At 65.4% G+C, this 26252-nt stretch carries 25 protein-coding genes and 4 tRNA genes; 8 read left to right on the forward strand and 21 right to left on the reverse strand.

Annotated elements, in window-relative coordinates:
• Nucleotides 1-5: 5 nt before the first annotated feature.
• The gene (locus AB4Z32_RS10855) at nt 6-464 is read left to right on the forward strand and encodes a response regulator (protein ID WP_442121854.1); all 459 of its coding nucleotides are present in this window, start codon (nt 6-8) and stop codon (nt 462-464) included.
• A 24-nt stretch (nt 465-488) separates the two neighbouring features.
• On the opposite strand, the gene AB4Z32_RS10860 is transcribed toward AB4Z32_RS10855, so the two are convergent.
• The 5 genes from AB4Z32_RS10860 to AB4Z32_RS10880 all read right to left on the reverse strand — a co-directional run bounded on the left by AB4Z32_RS10860 (nt 489) and on the right by AB4Z32_RS10880 (nt 5584).
• Entirely contained in the window at nt 489-2090 is a 1602-nt protein-coding gene (locus AB4Z32_RS10860; RefSeq protein WP_442121855.1) for a response regulator, read from the reverse strand.
• A gap of 144 nt (nt 2091-2234) precedes the next feature.
• Nucleotides 2235-2579, reverse strand: a complete 345-nt coding sequence (locus AB4Z32_RS10865; RefSeq protein WP_442121856.1) for an HNH endonuclease — start codon at nt 2577-2579, stop codon at nt 2235-2237.
• Between the two features lie 70 nt (nt 2580-2649).
• On the reverse strand, nt 2650-4050 hold the full coding sequence (locus AB4Z32_RS10870; RefSeq protein ID WP_442121857.1) for an MFS transporter: 1401 nt from the start codon (nt 4048-4050) through the stop codon (nt 2650-2652).
• Nucleotides 4051-4074: 24 nt separating this feature from the next.
• Nucleotides 4075-4560 carry an SRPBCC family protein gene (locus tag AB4Z32_RS10875; RefSeq protein ID WP_442121858.1) on the reverse strand — a complete coding sequence of 162 codons (486 nt, stop codon included), beginning with the start codon at nt 4558-4560 and terminating at the stop codon, nt 4075-4077.
• A gap of 4 nt (nt 4561-4564) precedes the next feature.
• Nucleotides 4565-5584 carry an aldo/keto reductase gene (locus tag AB4Z32_RS10880; protein ID WP_442121859.1) on the reverse strand — a complete coding sequence of 340 codons (1020 nt, stop codon included), beginning with the start codon at nt 5582-5584 and terminating at the stop codon, nt 4565-4567.
• Between the two features lie 106 nt (nt 5585-5690).
• On the opposite strand from AB4Z32_RS10880, the gene AB4Z32_RS10885 reads away from it, so the two are divergent.
• Nucleotides 5691-6575, forward strand: coding sequence for a LysR substrate-binding domain-containing protein (locus AB4Z32_RS10885; protein ID WP_442121860.1), 885 nt, complete (start codon nt 5691-5693; stop codon nt 6573-6575).
• 42 nt (nt 6576-6617) lie between these two features.
• Here AB4Z32_RS10885 and AB4Z32_RS10890 read toward each other — a convergent pair.
• From AB4Z32_RS10890 to AB4Z32_RS10900, 3 genes are all read right to left on the reverse strand, one after another.
• Nucleotides 6618-6693 (reverse strand) — tRNA-Asn (locus AB4Z32_RS10890).
• A 13-nt stretch (nt 6694-6706) separates the two neighbouring features.
• Nucleotides 6707-7837, reverse strand: coding sequence for an acyl-CoA dehydrogenase (locus tag AB4Z32_RS10895; RefSeq protein ID WP_442121861.1), 1131 nt, complete (start codon nt 7835-7837; stop codon nt 6707-6709).
• A 56-nt stretch (nt 7838-7893) separates the two neighbouring features.
• Nucleotides 7894-7969 (reverse strand) — tRNA-Asn (locus AB4Z32_RS10900).
• A gap of 91 nt (nt 7970-8060) precedes the next feature.
• Here AB4Z32_RS10900 and purT point away from each other — a divergent pair.
• Entirely contained in the window at nt 8061-9278 is a 1218-nt protein-coding gene (purT, locus tag AB4Z32_RS10905) for a formate-dependent phosphoribosylglycinamide formyltransferase (RefSeq protein ID WP_442121862.1), read from the forward strand.
• Here the strand turns inward: purT and AB4Z32_RS10910 are convergent.
• The 4 genes from AB4Z32_RS10910 to AB4Z32_RS10925 form a co-directional block, all read right to left on the reverse strand.
• A complete protein-coding gene (locus AB4Z32_RS10910) occupies nt 9250-9717 on the reverse strand; it encodes an RES family NAD+ phosphorylase (protein WP_442121863.1) in 468 nt (155 codons plus the stop codon). The two genes, purT and AB4Z32_RS10910, sit on opposite strands and share 29 nt — an antisense overlap.
• Nucleotides 9718-9772: 55 nt before the next feature.
• Nucleotides 9773-9848, reverse strand: a tRNA-Asn gene (locus tag AB4Z32_RS10915).
• A gap of 84 nt (nt 9849-9932) precedes the next feature.
• Nucleotides 9933-10008 (reverse strand) — tRNA-Asn (locus AB4Z32_RS10920).
• Nucleotides 10009-10061: 53 nt separating this feature from the next.
• On the reverse strand, nt 10062-11273 hold the full coding sequence (locus AB4Z32_RS10925; RefSeq protein ID WP_442121864.1) for an amino acid aminotransferase: 1212 nt from the start codon (nt 11271-11273) through the stop codon (nt 10062-10064).
• Between the two features lie 107 nt (nt 11274-11380).
• Here AB4Z32_RS10925 and uvrB point away from each other — a divergent pair, with 107 nt between their 5' ends.
• Nucleotides 11381-13465 carry an excinuclease ABC subunit UvrB gene (gene uvrB / locus AB4Z32_RS10930; protein ID WP_442121865.1) on the forward strand — a complete coding sequence of 695 codons (2085 nt, stop codon included), beginning with the start codon at nt 11381-11383 and terminating at the stop codon, nt 13463-13465.
• Nucleotides 13466-13529: 64 nt separating this feature from the next.
• Here the strand turns inward: uvrB and AB4Z32_RS10935 are convergent, their stop codons facing one another.
• Entirely contained in the window at nt 13530-14600 is a 1071-nt protein-coding gene (locus AB4Z32_RS10935; protein ID WP_442121866.1) for a trypsin-like serine protease, read from the reverse strand.
• A 227-nt stretch (nt 14601-14827) separates the two neighbouring features.
• A complete protein-coding gene (locus AB4Z32_RS10940; protein ID WP_442121867.1) occupies nt 14828-15277 on the reverse strand; it encodes an FKBP-type peptidyl-prolyl cis-trans isomerase in 450 nt (149 codons plus the stop codon).
• A gap of 135 nt (nt 15278-15412) precedes the next feature.
• On the opposite strand from AB4Z32_RS10940, the gene AB4Z32_RS10945 reads away from it, so the two are divergent.
• Nucleotides 15413-15904, forward strand: a complete 492-nt coding sequence (locus AB4Z32_RS10945) for a hypothetical protein (RefSeq protein WP_442121868.1) — start codon at nt 15413-15415, stop codon at nt 15902-15904.
• Between the two features lie 6 nt (nt 15905-15910).
• On the opposite strand, the gene AB4Z32_RS10950 is transcribed toward AB4Z32_RS10945, so the two are convergent.
• The 5 genes from AB4Z32_RS10950 to AB4Z32_RS10970 all read right to left on the reverse strand — a co-directional run bounded on the left by AB4Z32_RS10950 (nt 15911) and on the right by AB4Z32_RS10970 (nt 20918).
• Nucleotides 15911-16357 (reverse strand): FKBP-type peptidyl-prolyl cis-trans isomerase, encoded by a 447-nt coding sequence (locus AB4Z32_RS10950; RefSeq protein ID WP_442121869.1) that lies wholly within the window; start codon nt 16355-16357, stop codon nt 15911-15913.
• Between the two features lie 54 nt (nt 16358-16411).
• Nucleotides 16412-17656, reverse strand: coding sequence for a glycosyltransferase (locus tag AB4Z32_RS10955; protein WP_442121870.1), 1245 nt, complete (start codon nt 17654-17656; stop codon nt 16412-16414).
• A 90-nt stretch (nt 17657-17746) separates the two neighbouring features.
• On the reverse strand, nt 17747-18571 hold the full coding sequence (locus AB4Z32_RS10960) for a helix-turn-helix domain-containing protein (protein WP_442121871.1): 825 nt from the start codon (nt 18569-18571) through the stop codon (nt 17747-17749).
• Between the two features lie 6 nt (nt 18572-18577).
• Complete coding sequence (locus tag AB4Z32_RS10965; protein ID WP_442121872.1) at nt 18578-19180, reverse strand: MarC family protein; 603 nt, start codon at nt 19178-19180, stop codon at nt 18578-18580.
• Between the two features lie 64 nt (nt 19181-19244).
• Nucleotides 19245-20918 (reverse strand): methyl-accepting chemotaxis protein, encoded by a 1674-nt coding sequence (locus AB4Z32_RS10970; RefSeq protein WP_442121971.1) that lies wholly within the window; start codon nt 20916-20918, stop codon nt 19245-19247.
• A gap of 282 nt (nt 20919-21200) precedes the next feature.
• On the opposite strand from AB4Z32_RS10970, the gene AB4Z32_RS10975 reads away from it, so the two are divergent.
• Genes AB4Z32_RS10975 through AB4Z32_RS10985 form a run of 3 tightly spaced genes read left to right on the forward strand, consistent with a single transcriptional unit; the run spans nt 21201 to nt 24091 of the window.
• Nucleotides 21201-21932 (forward strand): gluconate 2-dehydrogenase subunit 3 family protein, encoded by a 732-nt coding sequence (locus AB4Z32_RS10975; protein ID WP_442121873.1) that lies wholly within the window; start codon nt 21201-21203, stop codon nt 21930-21932.
• Between the two features lie 22 nt (nt 21933-21954).
• Nucleotides 21955-23724, forward strand: a complete 1770-nt coding sequence (locus tag AB4Z32_RS10980; RefSeq protein WP_442121874.1) for a GMC family oxidoreductase — start codon at nt 21955-21957, stop codon at nt 23722-23724.
• The gene (locus AB4Z32_RS10985) at nt 23717-24091 is read left to right on the forward strand and encodes a c-type cytochrome (protein WP_442121875.1); all 375 of its coding nucleotides are present in this window, start codon (nt 23717-23719) and stop codon (nt 24089-24091) included. The genes AB4Z32_RS10980 and AB4Z32_RS10985 overlap by 8 nt, the downstream gene beginning before the upstream one ends.
• 42 nt (nt 24092-24133) lie before the next feature.
• Here the strand turns inward: AB4Z32_RS10985 and AB4Z32_RS10990 are convergent, their stop codons facing one another.
• A complete protein-coding gene (locus AB4Z32_RS10990; RefSeq protein WP_442121876.1) occupies nt 24134-25552 on the reverse strand; it encodes an SH3 domain-containing protein in 1419 nt (472 codons plus the stop codon).
• Between the two features lie 134 nt (nt 25553-25686).
• Nucleotides 25687-26229, reverse strand: coding sequence for a phosphoribosyltransferase (locus AB4Z32_RS10995; protein ID WP_442121877.1), 543 nt, complete (start codon nt 26227-26229; stop codon nt 25687-25689).
• Nucleotides 26230-26252 lie beyond the last annotated feature (23 nt).

Genomic DNA, 26252 nt, shown 5'->3' on the forward strand with positions numbered 1-26252 from the left:
AACGCATGCTCAAACCCATCCTGCTCGTCGAAGACAATCCGAACGACCTGGAACTCACGCTGATAGCCCTGTCGAAGAGCCAGCTCGCCAACCAGGTGATCGTCGTGCGCGACGGCGCCGAAGCGCTCGACTACCTGCACCGCCGCGGCGAACACGCGCAGCGTACCGCCGGCAACCCGGCCGTGGTGCTGCTCGACCTCAAGCTGCCGAAGGTCGACGGCCTCGAGGTGCTGAAGGAAATCCGTACCACCGACGGCCTGAAACCGCTGCCGGTGGTGATGCTGACCTCGTCGAAGGAAGAACAGGACCTGGTGCGCAGCTACGAGCTGGGCGTGAACGCCTATGTGGTCAAGCCGGTCGATTTCACGGAGTTCGTGCGCGCGATCGCCGACCTCGGGATCTTCTGGGCGGTGCTGAACGAACCGCCGCCGGGTTCGCAGAAATACATCAAGCCGAATAAATGAACGAGGCCACGCATGACAAAGGCGTCAGCTTGCCCGGCGCCGCAGCAGATGACGGATACGCGCACTCAGCGCATCCGGATGATAGGGTTTCTGCAGCAGGTTGACGCTCGCATCCAGCTTGCCCTCGTGCGCCAGCACGCCTTCCGCATATCCCGAGGTATATAACATCTGCGCCTGCGGCAGCCGGGCGCGCACCGCGTCCCCCAGCTGCAGGCTGCTGACAGGTCCCGGCATGATGACGTCGCTGAACACCAGGTCGATCTGCTCGCCGCTTTCCACGATCGCCTTGGCCACCGCCGCATCCGGCGCCTCCAGCACCCGGTAGCCGAGCGCCGACAGGATGCCGCAGGTGGCGCTGCGCACGTCTTCCTCGTCCTCGACCACCAGGATCGTTTCCGGCCCGCCCAGCAGGGGCGCAGCCGCCACGTCCTCGAACATGGCTGGCGCCGCTTCGCTGCGCGGCAGCCAGATGCGCACGCTGGTGCCCTTGCCCGGCTCGCTCTGCAGCACGATCTCGCCGCCCGACTGCTTCACGAAACCATAGGCCATCGACAGGCCCAGCCCCGTGCCCTGCCCGGTCGGCTTGGTGGTGAAGAAGGGTTCGAAGGCGCGTTCCAGCACGTCCGGCGCCATGCCCTTGCCGGTGTCAAGGATCTCGATCATCACGTAATGCCCGGCCGCCAGCGACGGCGGCAAGTCGCTGTCCGGCCCCGCATTGGCGGCGCGGATCGTCAGCGTGCCGCTGCCGCCCATGGCGTCGCGCGCATTGATGGCCAGGTTCAGCAGCACGTTGTTGAGCTGGTTGGGGTCGACCAGGGTGCTGCCCAGCCGGTGCTCGATCTCGGTGACCACGCGCGCACGCGGGCCGAGCACGCGCCGCATCATGTCGTCCATCTCGCGCAACAGGTGGCCTGGATCGATCACCACCGCCTGCAGCGGCTGGCGGCGGGCGAAGGCCAGCAGGTGGGAGGACAGCTTGGCGCCGCGCTCGACCCCGGCCAGCGCCATGTCGACGCGCGCCTTGCCGGCATCGTTCAGGTTGCCGACCAGTTTCAGCAGCTGCAGGTTGCCGCCGACGATCTGCAGCACGTTGTTGAAGTCGTGGGCCACGCCGCCCGTCAGCTGGCCGATCGCCTCCATCTTCTGGGCCTGGAACAGGGCCGACTGGCTGGCCGCCAGCTGCTCCTGGCTGTGGCGCAGCGAGACGAAGGCGGCGTCGCGCTGGCGGCGCGCGACGAAGGCGTCGCTGTGGTAGCGCACCCGCGCCACCAGTTCGCGCGGATCCGGCCACTTCACCAGGTAGTCGTTGGCGCCGACCGCGAAGGCCTTGGCCTTGATGTCCGGATCATCTTCCGAGGACAGCACGATCACGGGAATGTGTTCGGTGTCCTTGTCGGCGCGAAGGCGCCGCGTGACTTCCAGGCCGTCGATCTCCGGCATGCGCAGGTCGACCAGCACAACCGTCGCCCCGATCTCGCGCGCCAGTTCGACCGCCATCTCCGGCCGGCTCGCGAAGCGCAGGGTATGCGGCGCACAGCCTTTCAGGCCATGCGAGATGATGTCTTCGGCAAAGGGTTCGTCGTCGATGAGGAGGACGGAGCAGGCGCTGGATTCGTCTCGGGTCATTGCAACTGCGGTAAGGTGGGCAAAATGTGACGCGAATTGCAAAATAGTAAGCTTTAATTTTACACCAGGCACGCTGATGGCGACGTCCATGCAGCAGGGATACCCGACTATTTATGCCGATGTTGCCATATAGCCATTAGCTGCTTATCTTCTTCCCTGCTTCTTGTTGGCCGTGAAGGTGCGGGTGTAGAAGCCGGGCGGCTTGTTCGCGACCCAGCCGATGAAGGAGCGGATGTCTTCGTGGCCCTTCAGTGCATCCCAGGTGTGATAGGCGCGCAGCAGTTCGCGTTCGGAAAAGATCGAGTGGATCTTGCGGTGGCAGATTTTGTGGATCGGAAACTGTTCCCTGCCCTTCAGGGACTTGGGAACGAGGTGGTGCCGGTCGATGTTCTCGACGCCCAGCGGCCGGCCGCACAGCGGGCACAGTGCCTCGCCCTCGGGCTCCGGGGAGGTGTCAAGGGTGTCGGGAATGCGGGAACGGCGCGCCATGCCCTTCATATCGAGGCGTGCACCGCCGTTTAAAGAGTCGGGTCGGGCAATGCCCGGCACGACGAGCGCATTAACGCGCTGGCGCAGCCACCACCAGCCGCGAAAAACTGGCGATGCTGGCCGCCGCCGCAAACACCGCCGCAATGGCGATCGCATACCAGGTGCCGCGCAGGTGGAACACGGTCAGGCAGAAGGCCACCAGCGCGGCGCCTGTCGATTGCCCGATCAGGCGCGCGGTCGCCACCATGCCGCTGGCGCTGCCGCTGCGCGAGGGCGGCGCGCTGGCCATGATCGCCTTCACGTTGGGCGCCTGGAAGAAGCCGAATCCGACGCCGCACACGGCCATGCGCCAGCCGATGTCGAAGGCCGAAGGCGAAGCCGGCATGCCCAGCAGCAGGGCCAGGCCGGCCGCCAGGATCATCAGGCCGACGCCGCCCAGCAGGCCCGGCGAATAACGGTCGCTGAGGCGCCCCGCCACCGGCGCCATGATGCCGACCATCACCGGCCAGGGCGTCAGCAGGAAGCCGGTCTCCACCGGCGTGCGGCCGAGCTGGCTCTCGAAGTAGAACGGCAGCGCGACGAAGGCCAGCGCCTGCGCCGCGAAGGTGCAGATCGCGGTCAGCGTGGACAGGGTGAACAGCGGCAGGCGGAACAGGTCCACCGGCAGCAGCGGCGCCGGGTGGCCCTTCTGGCGGCGGATCAGCAGGAAGAAGAAGAACAATGCGATCACGGTCTCCGGCAACAGGGTGCGCATGCCGACGCGGTGGGCCGCATCGCCCAGCGCCAGGATGGCCATGCCGAAGGCGGCGACGTTGTACAGGCCGGCCACGCCGTCGACCTTGTGGCTGGCGCGCGGCGATTCCGGCAAGGCTTTACGGGCCAGGAAGAAGCCGAGCACGCCGGGGAGGACGTTGATCCCGAACAGCCATTCCCAGGACGAGACGCTGAGGATGATCGATGCCAGGCTGGGGCCGATGGCAAAGCCGATCGCCACCACCAGCGCATTGTTGCCGAAGCCGCGTCCATGCAGCTTGGCCGGATAGACGGTGCGGATCAGCGCCGAGTTCACGCCCATCAGGGCGCTCGCGCCCAGGCCCTGGAACAGGCGCCCGGCGATCAGGACCGGCAGCGACCAGGCCAGCGCGCAGGCCAGCGAAGCGGCGGTGAAGATGACCATGCCCGCGATATAGACCCGCTTGTAGCCGATGGTCTCGCCCAGCGCCGCCACCGGCAGCAGGGTTGCGACCATGGCCAGCTGGTAGGCATTCACGATCCACACCGAATCCGCCGGGCTGGCGTGCAGCTGCTGGGCCATGGCCGGCAGCGCCGTATTGGCGATGGCGGTATCGAGCGCGGACATGCCGACGCCGAGCGACAGGACGATCACGGCCCAGATGAGCTGGGCGCCGGAAAGACCGTCCTGCGGCGCCGCGGTCTTGTCGTAAGCATTTGTATTTACTGCGCTTTTCATGACCGGTCCGCGACAAAAGACCGATTATAAAAGGCTTGAGCAAGGTCTGCTGGAGAGGGCCTGGCTTGCCGATGAATTTACCGGCCCATCGGCGTCCTGGCGCAACAACTTCTCCTTCAAGGCTGCCAGCCCGTCCATATAGATGCCGAAAAACAGCTGCGTGGCTTCCTGTTCGCTGGCGCCTGCCGGCGTAAAGCTGCCCGACCACTCGACCACGGCCGCCGACTCGCCTGCCGGCCTGACCCGCAGCGTCGAGTAATACCCGGTGACCGGGAAAGGCGCCTTCAGGATCGAATAACTGTAGCTGCGCTCCTTGTCGTTGAAGGCTTCCAGCCTTTCGACGATGGCGTCGCCGGCCGGGTTGGCGAGCGTGCGCACGCGCCCGCCTTCGCTCGACTCGCTCCGCGGAATATAGGGCAGCCAGTCGGGCAGCGCGTCGAAGCCGCCGATCAGTTGCCACACGCGTTGCGCGGACACCGGAAGTTCGATGCTTGCGATGGTATTGGCCATGTTCTTACTCCTTCGAATCGCCGGGCAGCGGCGCATCGGCCGAGACCAGCTTCTGTTCACGCATCTCCTGCCAGAAGGCGGCAGGCACTTTTTCGTTCAGCGCGGCATGGTCTTCCATGATGCGCTCCGGACGGCTGGCGCCGGGAATGACCGCGGCGACGGCCGGATTGGCGAGGGCGAACTGCAGGGCCGCCGCCTTGACGCTGACGCCGTGGCCTTGCGCGATCGCCTTGATCCGCTCCACCTTCGCGATGATGTCCGGCGAGGCTTTCTGGTACTCGAAGTGGGTGCCACCCGCCAGGATGCCCGAGCTGTATGGACCGCCGACCACGATATCGACCTTGCGCGCGGCCGCGGCCGGCATCACGCGCTGCAGCGCGCGCTCGTGATCGAGCAGGGTGTAGCGGCCGGCCAGCAGCATCACGTCCGGTGCCGGTTCGTTCAGGTCCAGGATCAGTTCGACCGGCTCGACCCGATTCACGCCGAGACCCCAGCCCTTGATGACGCCTTCGTCGCGCAGGCGGTCCAGCACGCGGAAGGCCCCTAGACGCGCGGTCTCGAACCGGGCCAGCCATTCGTCGCCGTAGAAGTCCTGCGCCACGTCGTGGATGAAGACCAGGTCCAGGCGGTCGGTCTTCAGGCGCTTCAGGCTGTCCTCGATCGAGCGCAGCGTGGCGTCGGCGCCATAGTCGTTGACGATCCTGTTGGGGCGGCCGTGCTGGAACACGCCGCCCTTCTCGCCGAGCTGGCGGGCAGCCGGGTCTTCCACCTCGTCGAGGATCACGCGGCCCACCTTGGTGCTCAGCACATAATCGTCGCGCTTGTGGCCAGCCAGGGCTTCGCCGAGACGAATCTCGGACAGGCCGGCGCCATACAGCGGCGCGGTGTCGAAGTAGCGGACGCCCTGCTCCCAGGCCGCGTCCACCGTCGCCAGCGCCTCGGCGTCGGGGATGTTGCGGAACATATTGCCCAGCGGTGCGGCGCCGAAGCCCAGTTTGCTTTTCAGTTTGTGACGGATGCTCATGTCGGTTTCCTTTTGGGATGATGAAGTAAGTGAAGGCAAGTGTAGGTTGACGACATAAGACTGTCCAAGACATAATTTGCATCACTTAAGTCTCAAAAGGTCTTATATGTTGGACATACGCCAACTTCAGTATTTCGTCACCGTCGCCGAGGAAGAGCACGTGGGACGGGCCGCCGAAAAGCTTCACATCTCGCAATCGCCGCTGAGCCGGCAGATCGCCCAGCTCGAAGAAAAGCTGGGCCTGACGCTGTTCGAGCGCAGCCAGCAGCGCATCCGCCTCACGCGGGACGGCCGCACCTTCCTGACCGAGGTGCAGGCTTTTCTCACCCACGCCAACCGCCTGGAGTCCCTGGCCAAACGACTGGGGCGCGGCGACGAGGGCGGCCTGTGCATCGGCTACATCGAGAACGCCATGCACGCCGGCGTGCTGCCGGCCGGCCTGCGCACCCTGCGCGCCAGTCGGCCCTCGGTACACGTCGCGCTGTACAGCCAGCCCCCATCGGAGCAGCTGGAAGGGCTGCGCCAGCGCAGCCTGGACATCGCACTGGTCTGCGATCCGCCCCCGGCCGACGATCCGGACCTGGAATCCGCGCAGGTGCTCAGCGATCCGATGATCCTGGCCTTGCCGGATTGCCACCCCCTGTGCGCAGTGAAGGAATTGAAGCCGGAAGACCTGAACGGCCAGGACTGGATCGCCGTGCGCCACCACGAGACGGGCACGCATCATCAAGACTTCGTCGCCGCCTGCGTGCGCTCCGGCTTCACGCCCAACATCAAGATGGAAGCGAGCGAACCGACGACGGCAATGGGACTCGTGGCGGCAAACCTGGGCATCGCAATCGTGCAGCAGGGCCTGCGCCACCAGGCGCCGCCGGGGGTGACCTTGCGCGAGCTGCCCTGGTTCAGTCACCGCGCCCCGCTGTGGGTAGTGTGGCACCGCATCAACCTGCGTCCGCTGGTGGCCAGCTTCCGCGAGATCCTGCAGGCGTAAACGGAAAAGGCCTCGTGCTTGCACACGAGGCCTTTCGTATTCTGGCTCCCCGACCTGGACTCGAACCAGGGACCTGCGGATTAACAGTCCGTCGCTCTACCGACTGAGCTATCAGGGAATTGAGGCTCGCATTATAGCGGTTCAGTTGCCGTTTGACCAGTGCTCGTGCACGGGGTCAGCAGGGCGTGCTGGGACGCGGTGTGAAAATCGCGCCAGACCCGGTTGACGGGCGTGTCCTCGCGCGCCGCGTACAGGCCGCAATATGGGTAGAGCGCATCGACCGCGCGGCGCGATGCGTTCACCCATTCCATCGACAGCGCCTGCATCTGCGCGGCCTCCTCAATGCCGACCGGCGCGCCTCCCACGACCTGGTCCCAGGTCGCATCCAGCCGCGCGTAGAAGCGCTCGCGCACGGCGTCGAGCGAAGCACGGGTCGAGTCCAGCAGCGCACGCACGGCCGGCACCTCGATCAGGGGCTCGCCCTGCCCGCCGAAGCGGTTGCGGCGGTGGGCGATGCATTCCTGCGCCAGCTCGACGAAGTGATGCGCCATGCCGGCCACGTTGGCCGCCAGCGTGACGAAGGCAAAGGGAAGAAACGGGAAACGGTACAGCGGGCCTTGTGCGCAAGCCCTGGCCGGGTCGATCCCGAAACCGTGGTCGGCGTGGATCCATTGCCCGGCCACGCGATAGGCGTGCGAGGCGGTGGCGCGCAGGCCGATGCTGCGCCAGCGCGGCACGATCTCGACCAGTGCGGCCGGCACCACGAAGGCCTGGATGCGCGGATTGCCGGCGGCGTCCAGCAGCGGCTCGCCCTGCTCGCGCAGAACCGCGTTGAAGGTGAAGTGGGTGGCCATCGGCGCGCCGCTGGCGTAGTCCCACAGGCCGTCGATGCGCCAGCCCGCTTCTCCTCCCCGGCTTTCGCGGTCGGCGTAGCCGGTCGGTGCGCCGCTGCCGGCCAGGCAGACCTGCGGCGTCGCCAGGATCCCGGCTGCGAGGCGCGGCGACAGGAAGCCGGCAAACCAGCCGGCGCCGGCGCACAGGGTCACGGTCCAGCCCATGCTGCCGTCGACGCGGGCGATCGCCTCTTCCAGCCGCACCACCTCCGGCAGCGGCAGCTCGGCGCCGCCGACCGCGCGCGGGGCCAGCATGCGAAGCCAGCCGCGTTCGTGGATCAGGGTTTGCTGTTGCGGGCGCAGCCAGCCTTCGGCATCGGCCCGGGCGGCGTGTTCGGCAATTACGGCGGCATCGTTCAAGGAAATCATCGGCGTGACCTCGAAAAGCAAAAAGGCCGCTTCACTGAAGCGGCCTTTTCATGTTCTGGCTCCCCGACCTGGACTCGAACCAGGGACCTGCGGATTAACAGTCCGTCGCTCTACCGACTGAGCTATCAGGGAATTGAGGCACGCATTATAACCGCTGGACCGAATCTGGCAAGGTTTTTTTATTTTGTTATAGTGCTCGCTTCCCTCCACACCATCCACTGCAATGACGAAAGCACCCATCCTCGGTACGCCCCTGTCTCCCTCCGCCACGAAAGTGATGCTGCTCGGCTCCGGCGAGCTCGGCAAGGAAGTCATCATTTCCCTGCAGCGCCTCGGCGTCGAAGTGATCGCCGTCGACCGCTATGCCGACGCGCCGGGCCACCAGGTCGCGCACCGCGCCCACGTGATCGACATGACCGACGGTGAAGCCCTGGCCGCGCTGATCGCACAAGAGAAGCCCGACCTGGTCGTGCCGGAAATCGAGGCGATCGCGACAAGCAAGCTGGCCGAGCTCGAAGCGCTAGGTGCCATCACCTGCATCCCCACCGCCCGCGCCGCCCAGCTGACCATGAACCGCGAAGGCATCCGCCGCCTGACCGCCGAGGAACTGGGCCTGGCCACCTCGCCCTACCGCTTCGCCAGCAGCCTCGAAGAGCTGAAGGCGGCCTGCGCCGAGATCGGCTTTCCGAACGTCGTGAAACCGGTCATGTCCTCATCCGGCAAGGGCCAGTCGAAACTGGACAGCATGGATGACGTCGAGAACGCCTGGAACTACGCGGCCGCCGGCGGGCGCGTGGATGCCGGCCGCGTGATCGTCGAAGGCTTCATCGATTTCGACTACGAGATCACCCTGCTGACCGTGCGCTCGTCGAACGGCAACGGCGAGATCGTCACCGGCTTCTGCGAGCCGATCGGCCACAAGCAGGTCCACGGCGACTACGTCGAATCCTGGCAGCCGCAGCCGATGAGCCCGCGCGCCCTGGAGAGCGCGCGCGAGATCGCCAGCAAGGTCACCGCCAGCCTGGGCGGCCGCGGCGTGTTCGGCGTCGAGCTGTTCGTGAAGGGCGACATGGTGTGGTTCTCGGAAGTCAGCCCGCGTCCGCACGACACCGGCATGGTGACCATGGCGACCCAGGTCCAGAGCGAGTTCGAACTGCATGCCAAGGCTATCCTCGGCCTGCCGGTGAATCCGGAACTGCGCGCGCCGGGCGCCTCCGCCGTGATCTACGGCCAGCTGGAGCAGGCCGGCATCGCCTTCGAAGGCGTGGCCGAGGCGCTGCGGGTGCCGGGTTCGGACATCCGCCTGTTCGGCAAGCCGGAATCCTTCGCGCGCCGCCGCATGGGCGTGGCGCTGGCGACCGCGCCGGATATCGAGACCGCGCGCCAGCGTGCGCTGGAGGCGGCCGGCAAGGTCAAGCCGGTATCCGGCAAGAAGAACTAAGCGTCAGCCTGGGGTCGTAGCTCCACTTCCGGACTTTCCGGGCCGTGATCAGCCTGGTGTCCGGATGCGCGGGATTGACGAGCACGTTGAACTCTTCGTTGACGACGACCGAGGGTACGAAGATCAGCGCGCTGCCATTGGCCTTGATCCAGCCGTCGCCCGCGTCCAGGCTCACCTTGCCCGCCGGGATGGCATCCCAGCCGACCGGCGGCGCATCCAGCCGGCGCGCCCTGTCCCAGACCGCATCGGGAATGGACAGTTCCACTAGATAACGGCTCAGCGGCAGGCCGCCCGCCTTGATGTGGTTGAAAGTTTCCAGCACGGCCAGCAAAATGGTCGTGGCACAGTAGAGCATGGCATTGCCGGGCCGCTTCCAGCGGCCGCCGGACAGCTTGGCGCCCGCACCGGAGAGGAAGAGTAGATCAAATGAGCAGGCCACACGAGCAAGCCACGAAAAAAAGGCCGCTTCGACTGAAGCGGCCTCTTCTGAATTCTGGCTCCCCGACCTGGACTCGAACCAGGGACCTGCGGATTAACAGTCCGTCGCTCTACCGACTGAGCTATCAGGGAATTGATGTTGCTATTATAGCTTCCCCATCGCGACTTGCACAGAGTGAGTTTCCAACCGTGCATGCCTCGCTGAGGCTTGAAACCTGGCTCCCCGACCTGGACTCGAACCAGGGACCTGCGGATTAACAGTCCGTCGCTCTACCGACTGAGCTATCAGGGAATTGCCTACTTGCTCTTCCAATTCATGCGTGCTGAATCGGAAGAGCCAAGAGTTTAGAGAACTTTTGCGATCGCGTCAACGACCCGATCGATGTTCTTTGAATTCATCGCGGCAACACAGATGCGGCCGGTGTCCACGGCGTAGATCGACTCCTCGCGCAACTTGCCTACCTGCTCCTTGGTGAGGCCGGAATAGGAGAACATGCCGACCTGCTGGCGCACGAAGCCGAAGTCCGTGCCCGGCGCTTTCTCGGCCAGCTTTTTCACCAGCTCTTCGCGCATCTCCTTGATGCGCACGCGCATGCCGGCCAGTTCCTCTTCCCACAGCCGGCGCAGTTCCGGGGTCGACAGCACGGTGGCGACGACCTTGCCGCCGTGCACAGGCGGGTTCGAGTAGTTGGTGCGCACCACGCGCTTCAGCTGCGACATCACGCGCGCCGCTTCTTCGCTGGATGCCAGCACCACCGACAGCGCGCCAACGCGCTCGCCGTACAGCGAGAAGGATTTCGAGAACGAGTTCGACACCAGCAGCGGGCCGCCGGCGTCGACGAAGCGGCGCACCACGGCGCCATCTTCGGCGATGCCCGAGCCGAAGCCCTGGTAAGCCATGTCCAGGAAGGGGATCAGGCCGTTCGCGCGCACCACGTCGATCACCTGGCCCCACTGGTCGGCCGTCAGGTCGGCGCCGGTCGGGTTGTGGCAGCAGGCGTGCAGGACCACGATCGAAGCTTCCGGCATCGCTTTCAAGGAGGCCAGCATGCCTTCGAAATTCACGCCGTGGGTGGCCGGATCGTAGTAGCTGTAGTTGTTGACGTCGAAGCCGGCGCTTTCGAACAGCGCGCGGTGGTTTTCCCAGCTCGGGTCGCTGATGTAGACCGCCGAGCCCGGCGAGAAACGCTTCAGGAAGTCGGCGCCGATCTTCAGTGCGCCGGTGCCGCCGAGGGCTTGCACGGTGACCGCACGCTTCTCTTGAATTACCGCGCTGTCGGCCCCAAATACGAGTTCTTGCACAGCCTTGTCATACGCACCCAGGCCTTCGATCGGCAGATAGGTGCGGGGCGCAGGTTGTTCCATCAGCATCGCTTCCGCCTTGCGTACACATTCCAGCAGGGGCACTTTTCCGTTGTCATCGTAGTAGACGCCGACGCCGAGATTGATCTTGGCCGGATTGGTATCTGCATTGAAGGCTTCGGTAATGCCCAGGATGGGGTCGCGTGGGGCCATGGCGATGGCGCCGAAGATGCTGGCAGGAACTGTGGAATTCATCGTGATAAACTCTGGTTTGTCGGCTGGGTTCGCAGCGGTTGTATAGACAGCGGCTTGGATGTTGCAGTGCCGCAGGCGGATTCCCATTCTAGCAAAGGTCTGAACTCATGGCAGAACTATCGGTCGCAAATTCCCCCGCGCCCACCGTCATCACTTTCCCGGATTCTCCGTTCAAGCTGCACCAGCCCTTCCCTCCCGCCGGCGACCAGCCGACCGCGATCCAGGGCCTGATCGAGGGCATCGACGACGGCCTGATGTACCAGACGCTGCTGGGCGTAACAGGCTCCGGTAAAACGTACACCATGGCCAACGTGATTGCCCGTGCGGGCCGTCCGGCGATCGTCTTCGCGCCGAACAAGACGCTCGCGGCCCAGCTCTACGCGGAGTTCCGCGAGTTCTTCCCGCAGAACGCGGTCGAGTACTTCGTTTCCTACTACGATTACTACCAGCCGGAAGCCTATGTGCCGCAGCGCGACCTGTTCATCGAAAAGGACTCGTCGATCAACGAGCACATCGAGCAGATGCGCCTGTCCTGCACCAAGTCGCTGATGGAGCGCCGCGACGTCGTCATCGTCGCCACCGTCTCGGCCATCTACGGTATCGGTAATCCGGACGAGTACCACAAGATGGTGCTGACCCTGCGGGCCAAGGACAAGGTCGCGCAGCGCGACGTGATCGCCCGCCTGATCCAGATGCAGTACACGCGCAACGAGATGGACTTCGCGCGCGGCACCTTCCGCGTGCGCGGCGACACCATCGACATCTTCCCGGCCGAGCACGCGGAACTCGCGATCCGCGTCGAGATGTTCGACGACGAGATCGAATCGCTGCAACTGTTCGACCCGCTCACCGGCAAGGTACGCCAGAAGATCCCGCGCTTCACCGTCTATCCGGGCTCGCACTACGTGACCGGGCGCGCCACCGTCCTGAAAGCCGTCGACTCAATCAAGGCCGAGCTGCGCGACCGCCTCGAATTCTTCCGCGAACAGGGCAAGCTGCTGGAAGAGCAGCGCCTCGAGCAGCGCACCCGTTTCGACCTCGAGATGCTGGCCGAAGTCGGCTTCACGAAGGGCATCGAGAACTACTCGCGCCACCTGTCCGGCGCGATGCCGGGCGAACCGCCGCCGACCCTGATCGACTACCTGCCGAAAGACGCGCTGATGTTCATGGACGAGTCGCACGTGATGATCGGCCAGCTGAACGCGATGTACAACGGCGACCGTTCGCGCAAGACCAATCTGGTCGACTACGGCTTCCGCCTGCCCTCGGCGCTGGACAACCGGCCCCTGAAGTTCCAGGAATTCGAGAACAAGATGCGCCAGTGCATTTTCGTCTCGGCAACGCCTGCCGATTACGAGAAGGAGCACGCCGACAACGTGGTCGAGCAGGTGGTGCGTCCGACCGGCCTGGTCGACCCGCAGGTGATCGTGCGCCCGGCGCGCTCGCAGGTCGACGACCTGATGGGCGAGATCACCGACCGCATCGCCAAGGACGAGCGGGTGCTGGTGACCACGCTGACCAAGCGCATGGCCGAGCAGCTGACCGAATACCTGAGCGACCACGGCATCAAGGTGCGCTACCTGCACAGCGACATCGATACCGTCGAGCGCGTCGAGATCCTGCGCGACCTGCGCCTGGGCACCTTCGACGTGGTGGTCGGCATCAACCTGCTGCGCGAGGGCCTGGACTTGCCGGAAGTCTCGCTGGTGGCCGTGCTGGACGCCGACAAGGAAGGCTTCCTGCGTTCCGAGCGCTCGCTGATCCAGACCATCGGCCGCGCCGCGCGTAACCTGAACGGCGTCGCGATTTTGTACGCCGACCAGATCACCGACTCGATGAAGAAAGCCATCGACGAGACCGAACGCCGCCGCGCCAAGCAGATCGCCTTCAACGCAGCGAACGGCATCACGCCGAAGGGTGTGAACAAGAAGATCAAGGACATGATCGACGGCGTCTACAGCGCCGCCGCGGCCAAGAACATGGCCGAGGCGGAGGAGACCGCGAAGATCGAAGGCATGAGCGAGAAGCAGATTTCGAAAGAGATCAAGCGCCTCGAGAAGCTCATGGTCGACCATGCCAAGAACCTCGAGTTCGAGAAGGCGGCCCAGGTTCGGGACCAGCTGCATGTGCTCAAGCAGCAGGCTTTCGGGGCGCCGGGGGCGGACAATGTGGTGTCGATTCTGGGCAAGTAAGCCTTGATCGCCCCCCCCAAAGTAAAAAGCGGCCCGCGGGCCGCTTTCTTCATGCACGTGCAGATTACTGCTTGCGACGACGGCGCAGGCCGCCCAGCATCGCACCGCCCAGGGCCAGCAGCGCCAGGCTGCCCGGTTCCGGAACGAAGGTGATGTTGCCGTCGGTTGCCTGGTGCAGGTAGTCGACGTAGGAACCCAGGATGATGCCGCCGAACAGGGTGCCGAAGGTGCCGGCCACCTGGCTGGCGAACAGGCGGGTTTCGAAGGTGTTGTTGGCAACGACCATCAGCTCGCCGTACAGCTCGACGAAGGACGGACCGCCCGAATCGCCGCCGCCGATGCCGGCTTCGACGCCGTTCGGCAGCGCCACGGTGCAGATGTTGAAGTAGGTGCAGAAGGTGTCCTTGCCGTTGCCGTCGAAGTCGGCATAATAGACTTCGTTGCCGCTCTTGATGCCCTCGTCGTCGCCCTCGAAATAGTCGGTGACGTTCTCGCCGACACGCTTGGTGTCGTAGCGCGGAGCGACGTAATGGCCGTTGATGCCGTCGCCCGAGGTGCCGTAGCCGGCCATGATGATGTGCGAGCCGGCGACCAGCTCGGTGGTGGCGACCTTGTAGATCTTGGCGCTGGCCGGTGCGTCCTTGCTCAGGGTGATCACCGAGATGTCGTCGTTCACGCAGCCCTTGCTGCCGTCCGGGCAGTTGTTGAAGCCTTGGTAATCCGGATTCATCGAGACCTTCGAGGCCGAGATGATCGAGTTGTAGGTGCCGTTGCTGTTGAAGGCGACCAGCACGCTGTTGTTCGGATTCTTCAGGTCGATGACCTTGCCGTCGCCATACTGGTCGACGCAGTGGCCGGCCGAGATGACCTGGCGTTTGCCGACCAGGGCGCCGGAGCAGATGTAGTAATCGTTGCCGTACTGGATCTGGATTGCGACCACACCGGAAAACTTCGAGGACGACACGTTCGGATCGACGTGCGCGGCCGGGGTATCCGGCAGTGCGCCGGCGGTAATGACCGGGGTATTGATTGCACCGGCGATGCCTGCCTGCGCGGCACCGCTGATCCCGAAGAGTGCGCCGGTGGCGATGGTGATACCCAACAGCTTATTGAACGACAGTTTCCGATTACGCATTTTTTATCCTTTGTAGTAACAGCGTTATGTCTGCGGCACTTTGTAAGCTCGCGCGGATAGTGCATGCAGGAACTATGCCAGAAAGAAAAGATGCTTAAAAATTAATGACATACGGAAACGGCACTTCACGAATACTTACCAGTTGTAAATTTTTCCGACAGTAAATGCACAAGAAAAAACCGCAGGTCCTCGCGGAGCCTGCGGTTCGGGCTGGGGCTGCCGCTGCCTTATTTCACGTCGAGCAGGCTGACGTCGAAAATCAGGTTGGCGTTCGGCGGAATCGGCCCCGCGCCGTTGTTGCCGTAGGCGAGCGCGGCCGGCACTACCAGGGTGCGCTTGCCGCCCGCCTTCATCCCGACCAGGCCCTCGTCCCAGCCCTTGATGACCTTGCCGGCGCCGAGCTGGAAGGTGAAGGGCTCGCCGCCGACCGAGCTGTCGATCTGGAGGCCATGCTGGCCCGGCTCCTTGGGCGAATACAGCCATCCGGTGTAGTGCACGGTCACGGTGGAACCGGCCGCGGCGGCCTTGCCCTTGCCGACGACGGTGTCGGTTTTCTGCAGCGGCCTGGCGGCGGCGGCCACCGGAGCCTTGGGGATGGCCGCAGCCTGGGCGATGGCAGGACCGAGGGCCAGGCTCAGTCCAAAGGCAAGTGCGGCGCGCGAAAGAATGGAAGTCATCGGGATTTGCTCTGCTGGTTGGGAAAGGGTGGCACTAGTATTGCCGAGGTGCAGTATTTGTACAAGCGACAACGCTATTCACCCTTTCTCCGTGTTAATGTTGAGGCAGACTAACCCGAAAGAAAGGACATCACCATGCAAGCCCGATTCATTGCCGCCGCAGTGCTGATCCTCCTCGAGGCCGCAGCGGCGCCGGCCTTTGCCGCGCCCGACGTCAACTACCTGCAGAACGAACTCGACGGCCGTGGCCGCTGCCTCGGCACGGCCGGTCCCGACGTCGCCATGATGGCCTGCAATAAATCGCCGACGCAGCAATGGTTCGCCACCCGCGGCGAGCTGCCGGGCTTCGACAAATTCCACACGGTGGCGGACGGCGAGACCGTCTGCCTGGCGGCGCACCCGAACGACCGCAAGAACGTGCTGGTGATGGAGCCCTGCAGCCGCGCCGACAGCCAGCAATGGACGATCGAGCGCCTGAGCGACGTGCCGCGCCAGATGCTGCTGACCAATCGCGAAACCGGCGCCACCCGTTGCCTGGAAGCGCTGCAGACCGGCATCAGGATGACGGCCTGCAGCCGCCGCCAGAACGGCCACCGCTGGCACAGCAATTACGAACCGACGATGTAAAGCGCTTTATTGGACGTCGAGCAGCTCGACATCGAAGATCAGGTTGCTGTTCGGCGGAATCGGGCCCGCGCCCTGCTCGCCATAGCCCATCGCGGCAGGCACGATCAGGGTGCGCTTGCCGCCCACCTTCATGCCCTGCACGCCCTGGTCCCAGCCCGGGATGACCTGCCCGGCGCCGAGGCGGAAGCTGAAGGGTTCGCGGCCGATCGAGGAATCGAACTGGGCGCCATGCTGCAGCTGGGCACTCGGCGCGTACAGCCAGCCCGTGTAGTTGACGACCACGGTGGAACCGGCCACCGCTTCCTTGCCGGTGCCGGTCACGGTATCGATCTTCTGCATGGCGATCGGGGTCGCGTCGGACGGCGCCGCGGAAGGCGCGTGGCCGCGCTTGCAGCCGGCCAGGGTGAGGGAAAGCGCCAGGCCGAGGGCGCACACGGAAAGCAGCTGTTTCATGTTCTTGTTCTTTCGTAGTGATGGATGCCGGCGCAGGATACACCCCGCCCGCCCCTAGGGCAACGGCAGGCGTGCAATGCCGCCCAGGATGCGGTCGGCGGCGCGGCCGACGCCATCTTCGAGCGCCATCTCCTCCGCTACCTCGTGCGCCCGCTCGCGCATGGCCGGCGCGCAGGCGGCGGCAATCAGCGCGGCCGGATCGGCGCCGGCGAATTCCTCCATCGGGCAGGTGAGGCCGATTCCACGCGCACGCAGGCGCCCGGCCCAGAAGAACTGGTCGCCGGCAAACGGCACCACCACCGAGGGCACGCCGGCGCGCGCCGCCGCATGCGTGGTCCCCGCCCCGCCGTGGTGGATGACCGCGGCGGTGCGCGGGAACAGCCATTCGTGCGGCGTGTCGCCCAGCACCAAGACGTCCGGCGGCAACCGCGACAGGTCGACGCCGCTCCAGCCGGGATAGAACAGCACGCGACGGGTGGCGGCGATTCCGCAAACCGTCTCCAGCAGCGTCTGCGGATCCATGCCCGCCATGCTGCCGAAGCCGATGTAGACCGGCGCCTCGCCGGCGGCCAGGAAGGCGGACAGCGATGCCGGCGGCTGCCACCCGGCGGCGGCGGGAAGCTGCCAGCTGCCGGTCAGCTCGACCTCGGCCGGCCAGTCGTCAGGACGCGGCAGCAGGGCCGGCGAACAGCCGTACAGGGTCGGATAGCCCTGCCACAGGCGCCGGCGCGGCGCCGCGCCGAACACGTCCCTGCGCGCCGCGTTCACGGCCGGCCGGAACATCGCCCAGGTCAGGCTGTTGAATGCCTGGTGCGTCAGCCGGTTGGCCCAGCCGGGCAGCCTGCGCGGACGCAGGAAGGCGGCGCCGAACTCGCGCGTGGGCGTCAGCGGCCACAGCGCGGTGCCGATGCAGGGAATGGCGAGGGCCTCGGCCACGGCCAGGCCGACGAAGGCCGCCAGGCCGGAAAACACCAGCACGTCGCTGCCCTGGGCCGCCGTGCGCGCGGTCGCCATCCACGCCGTCGTGTGCTCGCGCGCGAGCCGGGCGCAGGCGCGCGCGACCCGCGACATGTCGGCGCGGCCGTCGATGGATTTGGCGAGCGTGCCGCCCGGCTGCACCGCCTTGCGGATGTCGCCGGCCAGGGCCGTGAACGGGATGCCGTGTTCGCGCGCCAGCGGGGCGCAGGCGCGGTCGGCCAGCAGCCGGGCTTCGTGCCCGCGCCGGATCAGTTCTCTGGCGAGCGCCGCCAGCGGGCGCGTGTCGCCGTCGGTGCCATAGGTGAGGAAAGTGATCTTCATGTCATGCCTTGCTTGTCGAAGGCATGATTGTCGGCCTGCTAGCCGGAGCGAGGCTTGTACGAATCCGACATCGTCATCGTGACCGTCGCGTCACAGCCGGTAAGCCCAGTAATCGCGGTCGGAAGCGATGCTTTCTTCCAGGCGCGAAGGCGGCAGGCCGGCCAGTTCGCGCAGCTCGCGCGCCATGTGGGCCTGGTCGGCGTAGCCCAGTTCGGCCGCCAGCGCGGCCAGCGTCTCCTTGGGCGCGGCCGGGTCGCGCAGGGCGTAGACGGCTTCGTTCATGCGCTGCAGGCGCCTCGCCTGGGCCGGCGTGACACCGATCCGCTCGCGGTAGCGGCGCTGCACCTGGCGCTCGCCGACGCCGAGCGTGCGCGCCGTCTCCGCCACGCCTTCGTGGCTGGCGATACGGCGCAGGCTGCGGCCCAGCGCCGCGTCCCAGCCGGCGCGGCGCTCGCGCCAGCGCGCGGCAATCCACGCCTCGATCCATGCGGTCTGCGCGGCCTCGTCGAGGTCCGCCAGGGCCCGCGGCCAGGCTTCCCAATCGGCGTCCAGCCAGCCGGCGGCCGGCTCGTCGCGGTCCTGCAGACGGACCGGCGCGATGCCGGTCAGGAGGGCGAAGGCATCGGGATAGAAGATCGCGGACAGCGATCGCACCGGCGCCAGCGACAGCGACGTGACCGGGCGCGTGCGCGGCCCCGAGACCAGCAGGCCGGACAGGGCGCGCGTGCCGCCCTCCTCCGCCGCCATGGCGATGGCGCCGTCGAGGATCAGGCTCAGGCTGCAATAGACCATCGCCGGAAAGCGGTTCAGGTGGGGCTGCGGCGGCGGCCAGGGCTCGTCGAGGGTCGACATGAAGCCGATCCCGTACAGGACCTCGGACAGTTCGCCTTGCGGCTGGTGCATCGAGGTCCGCATGCGGCCTTACTCGCCGAGCGTCTTGACGAAGGCGCGCACGCCGCCCAGCAGCATCTCGACCGACATCGCCGTCAGGATCAGGCCCATCAGGCGCTCGAAGGCGGTCATGACCTGGGCGCCGAGCGCTTTCTGCAGGCGCTCCGCCGCCAGGAACACGGCCAGCCAGACCAGGCCGACGGCGGCCAGCGCGGCCACGTGGACCATCACTTCCGCCGTCGTCTGCGAGGTGAACAGCAGCACGGTGGCCAGCGCCGAGGGGCCGGCCAGCGCGGGGATCGCCAGCGGCACGATGAAGGGCTCACCGCCTTCGCTGCGGCCCAGCACGCCGTCCGGATGCGGGAAGATCATGCGGATCGCGATGATCAGCAGGATCACCGCGCCGCCGATGCGCAGCGAGATGTCGGTCAGGTGCAGCGCTTCCAGGAAGTGCCGGCCGAAGAACATGAAGACCAGCAGCAGCAAGAAGGCGATCGCGCACTCGCGCACCACGATGCGCGGCCGGCGGGCCGGTTCGACCTCCTTCAGCGCGGTGACGAACAGGGGAACGTTGCCGAAGGGGTCGGTAACGAGCAGGAGCAGGATGAAGGTCTGGAAGAAGCTTTGGGTCATGGGATCGGTCAAGGTATTTGTTGCAATCTTAACCGATCGGCATCCGTACCCATCGATTTACCGGTCAAAAGCTTTCCCACGCCTCCGCAGCCGGTTCCGGGTTGCGGCCCCGTGCCGCCGGACCTGCGGGCGCCGCGGCTGCCAGTGCCTTGCGCGCCGGCGCCGGCGACCGGACCGACTGAGCCGGCTGGGCCGGCATGTCTTTCAGCTTGAATACGCGCATCGCGTCGGACAGGTCCGCAGCCTGCTTCTGCAGGGTTTCGGAGGCCGCCGCAGCCTCCTCCACCAGCGAGGCATTCTGCTGGGTGGTCTGGTCCATCTGGCTGACCGCTTCGTTGATCTGCTCGATGCCGAGGGTCTGCTCGCGGGTGGCGGCGCTGATGTCGCCCATGATATCGGTGACGCGGCGGATACTCGCCACGATCTCGCCCATCGTGGTGCCGGCCTTGGCCACCAGGGCGCTTCCCGTTTCCACGTTGCCGACCGAGGCATCGATCAGGGTCTTGATCTCCTTGGCGGCGGCAGCCGAACGCTGGGCCAGGTTGCGCACCTCGCCGGCCACCACGGCGAAGCCGCGGCCCTGCTCGCCCGCCCTGGCCGCCTCCACTGCGGCATTCAGCGCCAGGATATTGGTCTGGAAGGCGATCCCGTCGATCACAGCGATGATGTCGACGATTTTCTTCGACGAGGTATCGATCAGCCCCATCGTTTCGACCACCTGGTGCACCACCGCGCCGCCCTTGGCCGCCACTTCGCTTGCCGAGGCGGCCAGCTGATTGGCCTGGCGCGCATTGTCCGAGGTCTGCTTGACGGTCGAGGTCAGCTCTTCCATCGACGAAGCGGTTTCTTCGAGCGAGCTGGCCTGCTGCTCGGTGCGCGACGACAGTTCGAGGTTGCCCGCGGCGATCTCGTCGCTCGCACGGGCGATATTGCCGGCGCCCTGGACCACGCTATGCACCAGCTCGCGCAGCGAGTGATTCATCGCGCGCAGCGCTTCCAGCAGTTGTCCGGCCTCGTCCCTGGATGTGACCTGGATATCCGCCGTCAGGTCGCCCTTGGCGACGCGGCGCGCGATCCCGATCGCGGTTTCGAGCGGCTTGACGATGCTGCTGCGAAGCAGCCATCCACAGGCGACCACCAGCAGCACCAGCATCACGCTCAGCGCGGTCTGCATGCGCAGGCTGGCGGCCGCGGCCTGCTCGGCCTGCGCTGCGCTGGCGTCGATGGCCTTGCGCTGCATGTCGACCATGTCACGCAGCAAGCCCTGGTACTTGGCCGAAGCCGGGATGAACTTCTCTTCGAGCACGTGCGTTGCGGTCTCGACATCGTTCATTTCCTTGGCCTTGGTCACCGCGGCTTTCTGGACGTTGTAGAAATCACGCGCATCGGCGATCTGCTGCAGCAGCTTGGCCTCTTCCGGCGAGGTCAGCAGCTGCTTCACCTTTTTCAGGATTTCGCCGGCTTCCTTGCTGCCCGTCGCCGAATCTTCGGCAAAGAACGCAACCAGCGCATTGTCGCTGCTCTTCGCGATTGCCAGCGTCCTGCGCGAACCGCCGTAGATGGTGCGGTACCAGTCGCTGACCAGCCTTTCCTTGGCCAGTGGCAAGGCCATCAGCTCCTTGGTCGATGCCGTCATCCTGTTCAGCTGCCAAAGTCCGACGCCGGTAGTTGCAATCGAAAAGAGCAGGACGATTGCGAAGACGAGCGCAATCTTTTTGCCGATGTTGAGGTTTTTCATCATTTACATGTACGCAATCCGCCGTCGCACGGCACCAGTGTTCAATAACGGGAGGCCCCGCTGTCAGGTCCGGAATATGCCGCAATAATTTCCGCATAGCAACATAAAATTTGTATGTGTCGGCATCGGCGCAACACCCGATATGCATGGGCATAAAACCGGTTTATGATGCCCAAGGGAAATTTTGTTTCTTCCGGCCGTTTAAAATTTCATATTTACAGCAAGGCATCGGTGTTTCCTGCCGGGCCTTCCTGTCCTCCGTTTTCACAGGATACAAACAGCATGACCGACCCTACCCAACCCAAGCCGCGTCGCGACTTCCTGATCAAGTCACTGGTCGGCGCGGCCGGCGCAGCGAGCGCTTCCCTGCCTCTCACCGGAAAGGCCCAGGCGGCCAACGGACAGCCCGCCGCCCCCGCCGCCGCCGCGGAAGCGCCGGCCGGCTACGAATGGCTGCGTCCCGGCGAGCAGGCATTCGTCGAAGCGCTGGTCAATCACATGTGCCCGGCCGACCAGTACACCCCGAACGGGGTCGACATGGGCCTGAACATCTACTTCGACCGTGCCCTCGCCGGCAACTGGGGCCAGGGCGACCGCCTCTACCTGCAAGGCCCCTTCAGGCAAGGCAGTGCCAACCAGGGTTACCAGCTGGCCATGACCCCCGCCGCCCTGTTCCGCGCCGGCACCGAAGGCCTGGCCGACTACTGCCAGGCGACCTTCAAGAAGCCCTTCGATGCCCTGCCGTCCGAGGCCAGGGAGCAGCTGCTCAAGGACCTGCAGGCAGGCAAGATCGCCTTGCCGAACGGCGTGCCGGCCAAGCCGTATTTCGCGCAGCTGCTGCAGATGTTCTATGAAGCCATGTTCTCCGACCCGATCTATGGCGGTAACCGCGACAAGATGGCCTGGAAGATGATCGGCTACCCAGGCGTGAACACCACCAACAAGCTGAACATCGTCAAGTTCAAGAACAAACCGTATCGCACGCAGCCGGTCGGCATTGCCGACCTCAGCTGAAGCAAACACCAACGGAACCGCAATGAAGAAAATGAATGAAGTGGATGTCGTGCTGGTCGGCGCCGGCTGGACCGGCGGCATCCTGGGCAAGGAATTGTCCGAAGCAGGCATGACCGTGGTATGCCTCGAGCGGGGCGGCCCGCAGGCCTCGTCGGAAGACTTTACCGTGCCGCGCATGCGCGACGAACTGTCGCTGGGCATCCGCAACGGCATGATGGTCAACACGACCGACCAGACCGAAACCATCCGCAACCACGCCGGGGAAACCGCGCTTCCCTATCGCCGCCTCGGATCCTACCTGATGGGTACCGGCGTCGGCGGCGCATCGACGCACTGGAACGGCCATACCTGGCGCTGGACCGACGACGAGTTCAAGATCCGTTCGCGCTACGAGGACAAGTACGGCAAGAAGTACATTCCCGAAGACATGACGATCCAGGACTGGGGCATCAGCTACAAGGAACTGGAGAAGTACTACGACAAGTTCGAGAAGGTTGCCGGCATCTCCGGCAAGGCGGGCAACATCAAGGGCAAGAAGATCGCCGGCGGCAACGTCTTCGAAGCGCCGCGATCGAACGACTATCCGCTGCCGCCGGTCGAACAGACCCTGGCCGGCGAGCTGTTCGAAGATACGGCCAGGAAGATGGGTTACCATCCCTTCCCGCGCCCGACCGCGAACACCTCGCGCGCCTATACCAACCCCGACGGCGCCAAGTTCGGCGAATGCCAGTACTGCGGCCACTGCGAGCGCTTCGGCTGCGAATCGAACGCCAAGGGCGGCGCCCACATGACCGTGCTGCCGGCCGCCCTGAAGCAGAATACCTTCGAGCTGCGCACCAACGCCTGGGTCACCCGCATCGAGCGCGACGCCTCGGGCAGGAAAGCGACCGGCGTCACCTACGTCAACCTGGCGAACGGCGAAGAAGTCTTCCAGCCGGCCAAGATGGTCGTGCTGACTGCCTACGCGCTGAATAATGTCCACCTGATGCTGGTCTCCGGCATCGGCCAGGTCTACGACCCGGCCACCGGCAAAGGCCTGATCGGCAAGAATTACTGCTACCAGACCGGCGCCAGCGCCACGCTGTTCTTCGAAGACAAGCTGTTCCACCCTTACATGTCGGCAGGCGGCACGAGCACCCTGATCGACGACTTCAACGCCAACTGGGACTTCGACCGCACGCCCTTCGGCTACATCGGCGGTTCGATCATCGGCACCGTGCAGTATGGCGGCCGTCCGATCCAATGGCACCCGGTGCCAGGCGGTACGCCAGCCTGGGGCAACAAGTGGAAAGAGGAAACCGCCAAGTGGTACGAACGCGCGATGAACATCGCGGCCGCCGGCAGCGTGATGCCGAACCGCGGCAACTTCCTCGACCTCGACCCGACCTACCGCAACCGCCTCGGCATGCCGCTGATGCGCATGACCTTCGACTACAAGGACAACGAGCGCAAGATTTCGGCGCACTCGGCCGAGGTCATCAACAAGATCGCACAGGCAATGAGCCCTGCTCACCTGAACAAGGCGGCGCCGCGCAACTCCTGGAACGCGACCGTGTACCAGAGCACCCACAACACGGGCGGCACCATCATGGGCACGAATCCGGGCAACTCAGTCACGAACAAATATGGCCAGGTGTGGGACGTCGACAACCTGTTCATCATGGGCGCTTCGCTGTTCCCGCACAACTCGGCCTACAACCCGACCGGTCCCGTCGGCGCGATCGCCTACATGGCAGCCGATATCATCAAGAAAGTCTACGTCAAGAATCCAGGAAAGCTCATCGATGCCTAAGTTCGTCAATTCGTCTGCAATCACGTTCGCGGCCCTCGCCGCCTTCTCCCTGCACGCCCAGGCCGCCGACGACCTCGGCAAGAAGACCTTCGAAACCTGCGCCGCCTGCCACTCGCTGAAGGCCGGCGAGAACGGCGTCGGTCCCGACCTGCACAACATCGTCGGCCGTACCGCCGGCCTTGAGCCTGGCTTCCGCTTCTCGGGTCCGATGAAACGGAGCGGCATCACCTGGGACGAAAAGAATCTGACCGAATTCCTCCGTGCGCCCCAGGAGAAGGTGCCGGGCAACCGCATGCCCTTCTCCGGCGTTCCGGACGATGCGGCGCTGAAGGCAGTCGTCCAGTACCTGGCGACGGCCAGCAAGTAAGTCCACGACCCGGCCTGGTGGGCGGGCGGCCTCAGGGCCGCCTCAGGGGCGCGTCAGCTGCACCAGGCTCGTCATCGCATCCACATACAGGGTCTTGTCGTCCGCATACAGCGGCAGCAGCGGCGTGACCGACACCTGGTTCAGTTTCGTCTTGCGAACCTGGCCGCCGGCCGGATCCCTGAACACCGCGTAAGGCACGTCCTGGATCACATAGGGCTCGCCGTTCACGTGGCCGATGATCATCAGCACGTGGCCGGGGACGACCACCAGGTCGCCCACCTGGGCCTCCGCCAGGGCGCGCACGCGGTCCTCATGGCTGTCCTTGTCGGTAAAAGTCCGGTGCTGGAACAACGGCATGCTGCCCTGCAGGGCGGAGCTGGGCGGCAGGTACAGGCCCATGCTGCGGTAGACCTCGCCGGTCAGGCCGCTGCAGTCGCGCGCATTGAACTGGTGGCCCCAGCCGTAACGCTCGCCGAGCAGTTTGAAGGCCTGGCGGATGATGTTGGCGCGGGTGACCGGCAGGTAGCCGGGCGCGCTGTCCGCACTGCGGCGCAGCAGGGCCGGCCTGAATTCGAGCGCCCCGCCCTGCCCGCGCACCGGCAGCAGCAAGGGCCAGGACGCGTAGGGGCTGGCGCCGTTCACCGGTTCGCCGGGCGGCACATCGGCGGCCGGCAGCGCCGTACCCATGTCCAGCAGCACTTCCGACACCTCGGGCGCTTCCGGCGTGAACACGGTGCGCACCTGGTCGCCGGTGACGACCCGGCCCGGGGCACGGGTGGCATAGCCGAACACGGCGTCGCGCCCGCCTTCGGCGATGTCCTTGCTTCTCACCCAGGCCGGGCCCTGGGTCGACATCACCAGCAGCCAGTTGCGATCAAGGCTCTGGTGGGCGATCACGACCGGCTCGCCCGGGAAGAGGACGCCGGCCTGCAGGCTTTCATAATCGCGGTTGTCGGCGGCCGGGTAGAAGTTGCGTTCGGCCGGCATCGTGCGCAGGTGGGCGCGGCGCACGCTGAGGCCGTACCTGGCCGGCGCCGATGCCGCGATCCGCTCCGGCGCGCCGTTCCTGCGGACGGCGTCCAGGGTCGCCGCGCCGACCGGCTTGCCGTCCTCGTCGACCGCAATCTTGACCGGCGTCGCCTGCTCGGCCTGCGTCAGCCAGTCGGCCACCTGGGCGCGTTCCAGGGTCGCCGGCAGGCGCTGCAGGTCGATGAAGCCGCCGCCCGGCGCGAAGGCTTGCGTCCGTTTGGCCGCCGCCTGGCGCGCGTTCAGCAGCACCATGTCCGGTTCCAGCAGGCGGTGGATCCAGAAATCGGGATTCAGCATCTCCTCGCTGAAGGCGGGGATGCCGGAGGGGGATACCGGGGCCGGGGCGCGCTCGTCGGCGGCCAGTGCGGGGTGGGTGGCGCATGTGATCGCCACGGCCAGCGCCAGGGTGCGCAGCTTGGTGCTCGTCTTCATCGTCGTCTCCATTTTTTTATGGATGAAGCTTACATGAAGACGGGCAAAAAAAATCGGGGCGCGCGGCCCCGATTCAGCTTGGCCCCCCGCCTGCGCGGGGGCGACGACTAAAAGGCGCGAGAGCGCCGTCGTCTTCAGTTCTTCTCGAACTTCTTCATCCACGCCGACAGCTGGTGCGGACGCAGGCCATCGTAGTCTTCGAACGGCTGGTGGATCCACGGGTTGTGCGGCAGGTCTTCCAGGTGGTAGTCCGGGACCAGCGACGAGGTGCCCTTGACCCAGATGACGGCCGAACGCACTTCGGTGACGTCCGGGTAGTTGGCGGTCAGGTGCTCGCTCACTTTTGCCAGGGTCACGCCGGAGTCGGCCAGGTCATCGACCAGCAGGATCTTGCCGGCCAGCGGACCCTTGGTCATCGTCATGTACTTGGCGATGTCCAGGTCACCCTGCTTCTTGCCGGATTCTTCGCGGTAGGAGCTGGTCGACAGGATCGCCAGCGGCACGTCGAAGATGCGCGAGATCACGTCGCCGGGACGCACGCCGCCGCGCGCCAGGCACAGGACCATGTCGAACTTCCAGTTCGATTCGTAGACCTTCAGCGCCAGGCGCTCGACCAGGCGGTTGTACTCATCCCAGGAGACCCACAGATCCTTGTCGGTCGATGCAGGAGTATTCATAGCTTTGATAATTCCTATTGTTC

The sequence above is a fragment of the Massilia sp. 2TAF26 genome, from assembly GCF_052115005.1.
In the GTDB taxonomy this organism is placed as follows: Bacteria; Pseudomonadota; Gammaproteobacteria; order Burkholderiales; family Burkholderiaceae_D; genus Telluria.

What these genes read in the sequence shown, in the direction of transcription:
- AB4Z32_RS10855 (WP_442121854.1), top strand. Translation starts at nt 6, where the DNA reads ATGCTCAAACCCATCCTGCTCGTCGAAGACAATCCGAACGACCTGGAA.
- AB4Z32_RS10860 (WP_442121855.1), bottom strand. Translation starts at nt 2,090, where the DNA reads ATGACCCGAGACGAATCCAGCGCCTGCTCCGTCCTCCTCATCGACGAC.
- AB4Z32_RS10865 (WP_442121856.1), bottom strand. Translation starts at nt 2,579, where the DNA reads ATGGCGCGCCGTTCCCGCATTCCCGACACCCTTGACACCTCCCCGGAG.
- AB4Z32_RS10870 (WP_442121857.1), bottom strand. Translation starts at nt 4,050, where the DNA reads ATGAAAAGCGCAGTAAATACAAATGCTTACGACAAGACCGCGGCGCCG.
- AB4Z32_RS10875 (WP_442121858.1), bottom strand. Translation starts at nt 4,560, where the DNA reads ATGGCCAATACCATCGCAAGCATCGAACTTCCGGTGTCCGCGCAACGC.
- AB4Z32_RS10880 (WP_442121859.1), bottom strand. Translation starts at nt 5,584, where the DNA reads ATGAGCATCCGTCACAAACTGAAAAGCAAACTGGGCTTCGGCGCCGCA.
- AB4Z32_RS10885 (WP_442121860.1), top strand. Translation starts at nt 5,691, where the DNA reads ATGTTGGACATACGCCAACTTCAGTATTTCGTCACCGTCGCCGAGGAA.
- AB4Z32_RS10895 (WP_442121861.1), bottom strand. Translation starts at nt 7,837, where the DNA reads ATGATTTCCTTGAACGATGCCGCCGTAATTGCCGAACACGCCGCCCGG.
- purT (WP_442121862.1), top strand. Translation starts at nt 8,061, where the DNA reads ATGACGAAAGCACCCATCCTCGGTACGCCCCTGTCTCCCTCCGCCACG.
- AB4Z32_RS10925 (WP_442121864.1), bottom strand. Translation starts at nt 11,273, where the DNA reads ATGAATTCCACAGTTCCTGCCAGCATCTTCGGCGCCATCGCCATGGCC.
- uvrB (WP_442121865.1), top strand. Translation starts at nt 11,381, where the DNA reads ATGGCAGAACTATCGGTCGCAAATTCCCCCGCGCCCACCGTCATCACT.
- AB4Z32_RS10935 (WP_442121866.1), bottom strand. Translation starts at nt 14,600, where the DNA reads ATGCGTAATCGGAAACTGTCGTTCAATAAGCTGTTGGGTATCACCATC.
- AB4Z32_RS10940 (WP_442121867.1), bottom strand. Translation starts at nt 15,277, where the DNA reads ATGACTTCCATTCTTTCGCGCGCCGCACTTGCCTTTGGACTGAGCCTG.
- AB4Z32_RS10945 (WP_442121868.1), top strand. Translation starts at nt 15,413, where the DNA reads ATGCAAGCCCGATTCATTGCCGCCGCAGTGCTGATCCTCCTCGAGGCC.
- AB4Z32_RS10950 (WP_442121869.1), bottom strand. Translation starts at nt 16,357, where the DNA reads ATGAAACAGCTGCTTTCCGTGTGCGCCCTCGGCCTGGCGCTTTCCCTC.
- AB4Z32_RS10955 (WP_442121870.1), bottom strand. Translation starts at nt 17,656, where the DNA reads ATGAAGATCACTTTCCTCACCTATGGCACCGACGGCGACACGCGCCCG.
- AB4Z32_RS10960 (WP_442121871.1), bottom strand. Translation starts at nt 18,571, where the DNA reads ATGCGGACCTCGATGCACCAGCCGCAAGGCGAACTGTCCGAGGTCCTG.
- AB4Z32_RS10965 (WP_442121872.1), bottom strand. Translation starts at nt 19,180, where the DNA reads ATGACCCAAAGCTTCTTCCAGACCTTCATCCTGCTCCTGCTCGTTACC.
- AB4Z32_RS10970 (WP_442121971.1), bottom strand. Translation starts at nt 20,918, where the DNA reads ATGAAAAACCTCAACATCGGCAAAAAGATTGCGCTCGTCTTCGCAATC.
- AB4Z32_RS10975 (WP_442121873.1), top strand. Translation starts at nt 21,201, where the DNA reads ATGACCGACCCTACCCAACCCAAGCCGCGTCGCGACTTCCTGATCAAG.
- AB4Z32_RS10980 (WP_442121874.1), top strand. Translation starts at nt 21,955, where the DNA reads ATGAAGAAAATGAATGAAGTGGATGTCGTGCTGGTCGGCGCCGGCTGG.
- AB4Z32_RS10985 (WP_442121875.1), top strand. Translation starts at nt 23,717, where the DNA reads ATGCCTAAGTTCGTCAATTCGTCTGCAATCACGTTCGCGGCCCTCGCC.
- AB4Z32_RS10990 (WP_442121876.1), bottom strand. Translation starts at nt 25,552, where the DNA reads ATGAAGACGAGCACCAAGCTGCGCACCCTGGCGCTGGCCGTGGCGATC.
- AB4Z32_RS10995 (WP_442121877.1), bottom strand. Translation starts at nt 26,229, where the DNA reads ATGAATACTCCTGCATCGACCGACAAGGATCTGTGGGTCTCCTGGGAT.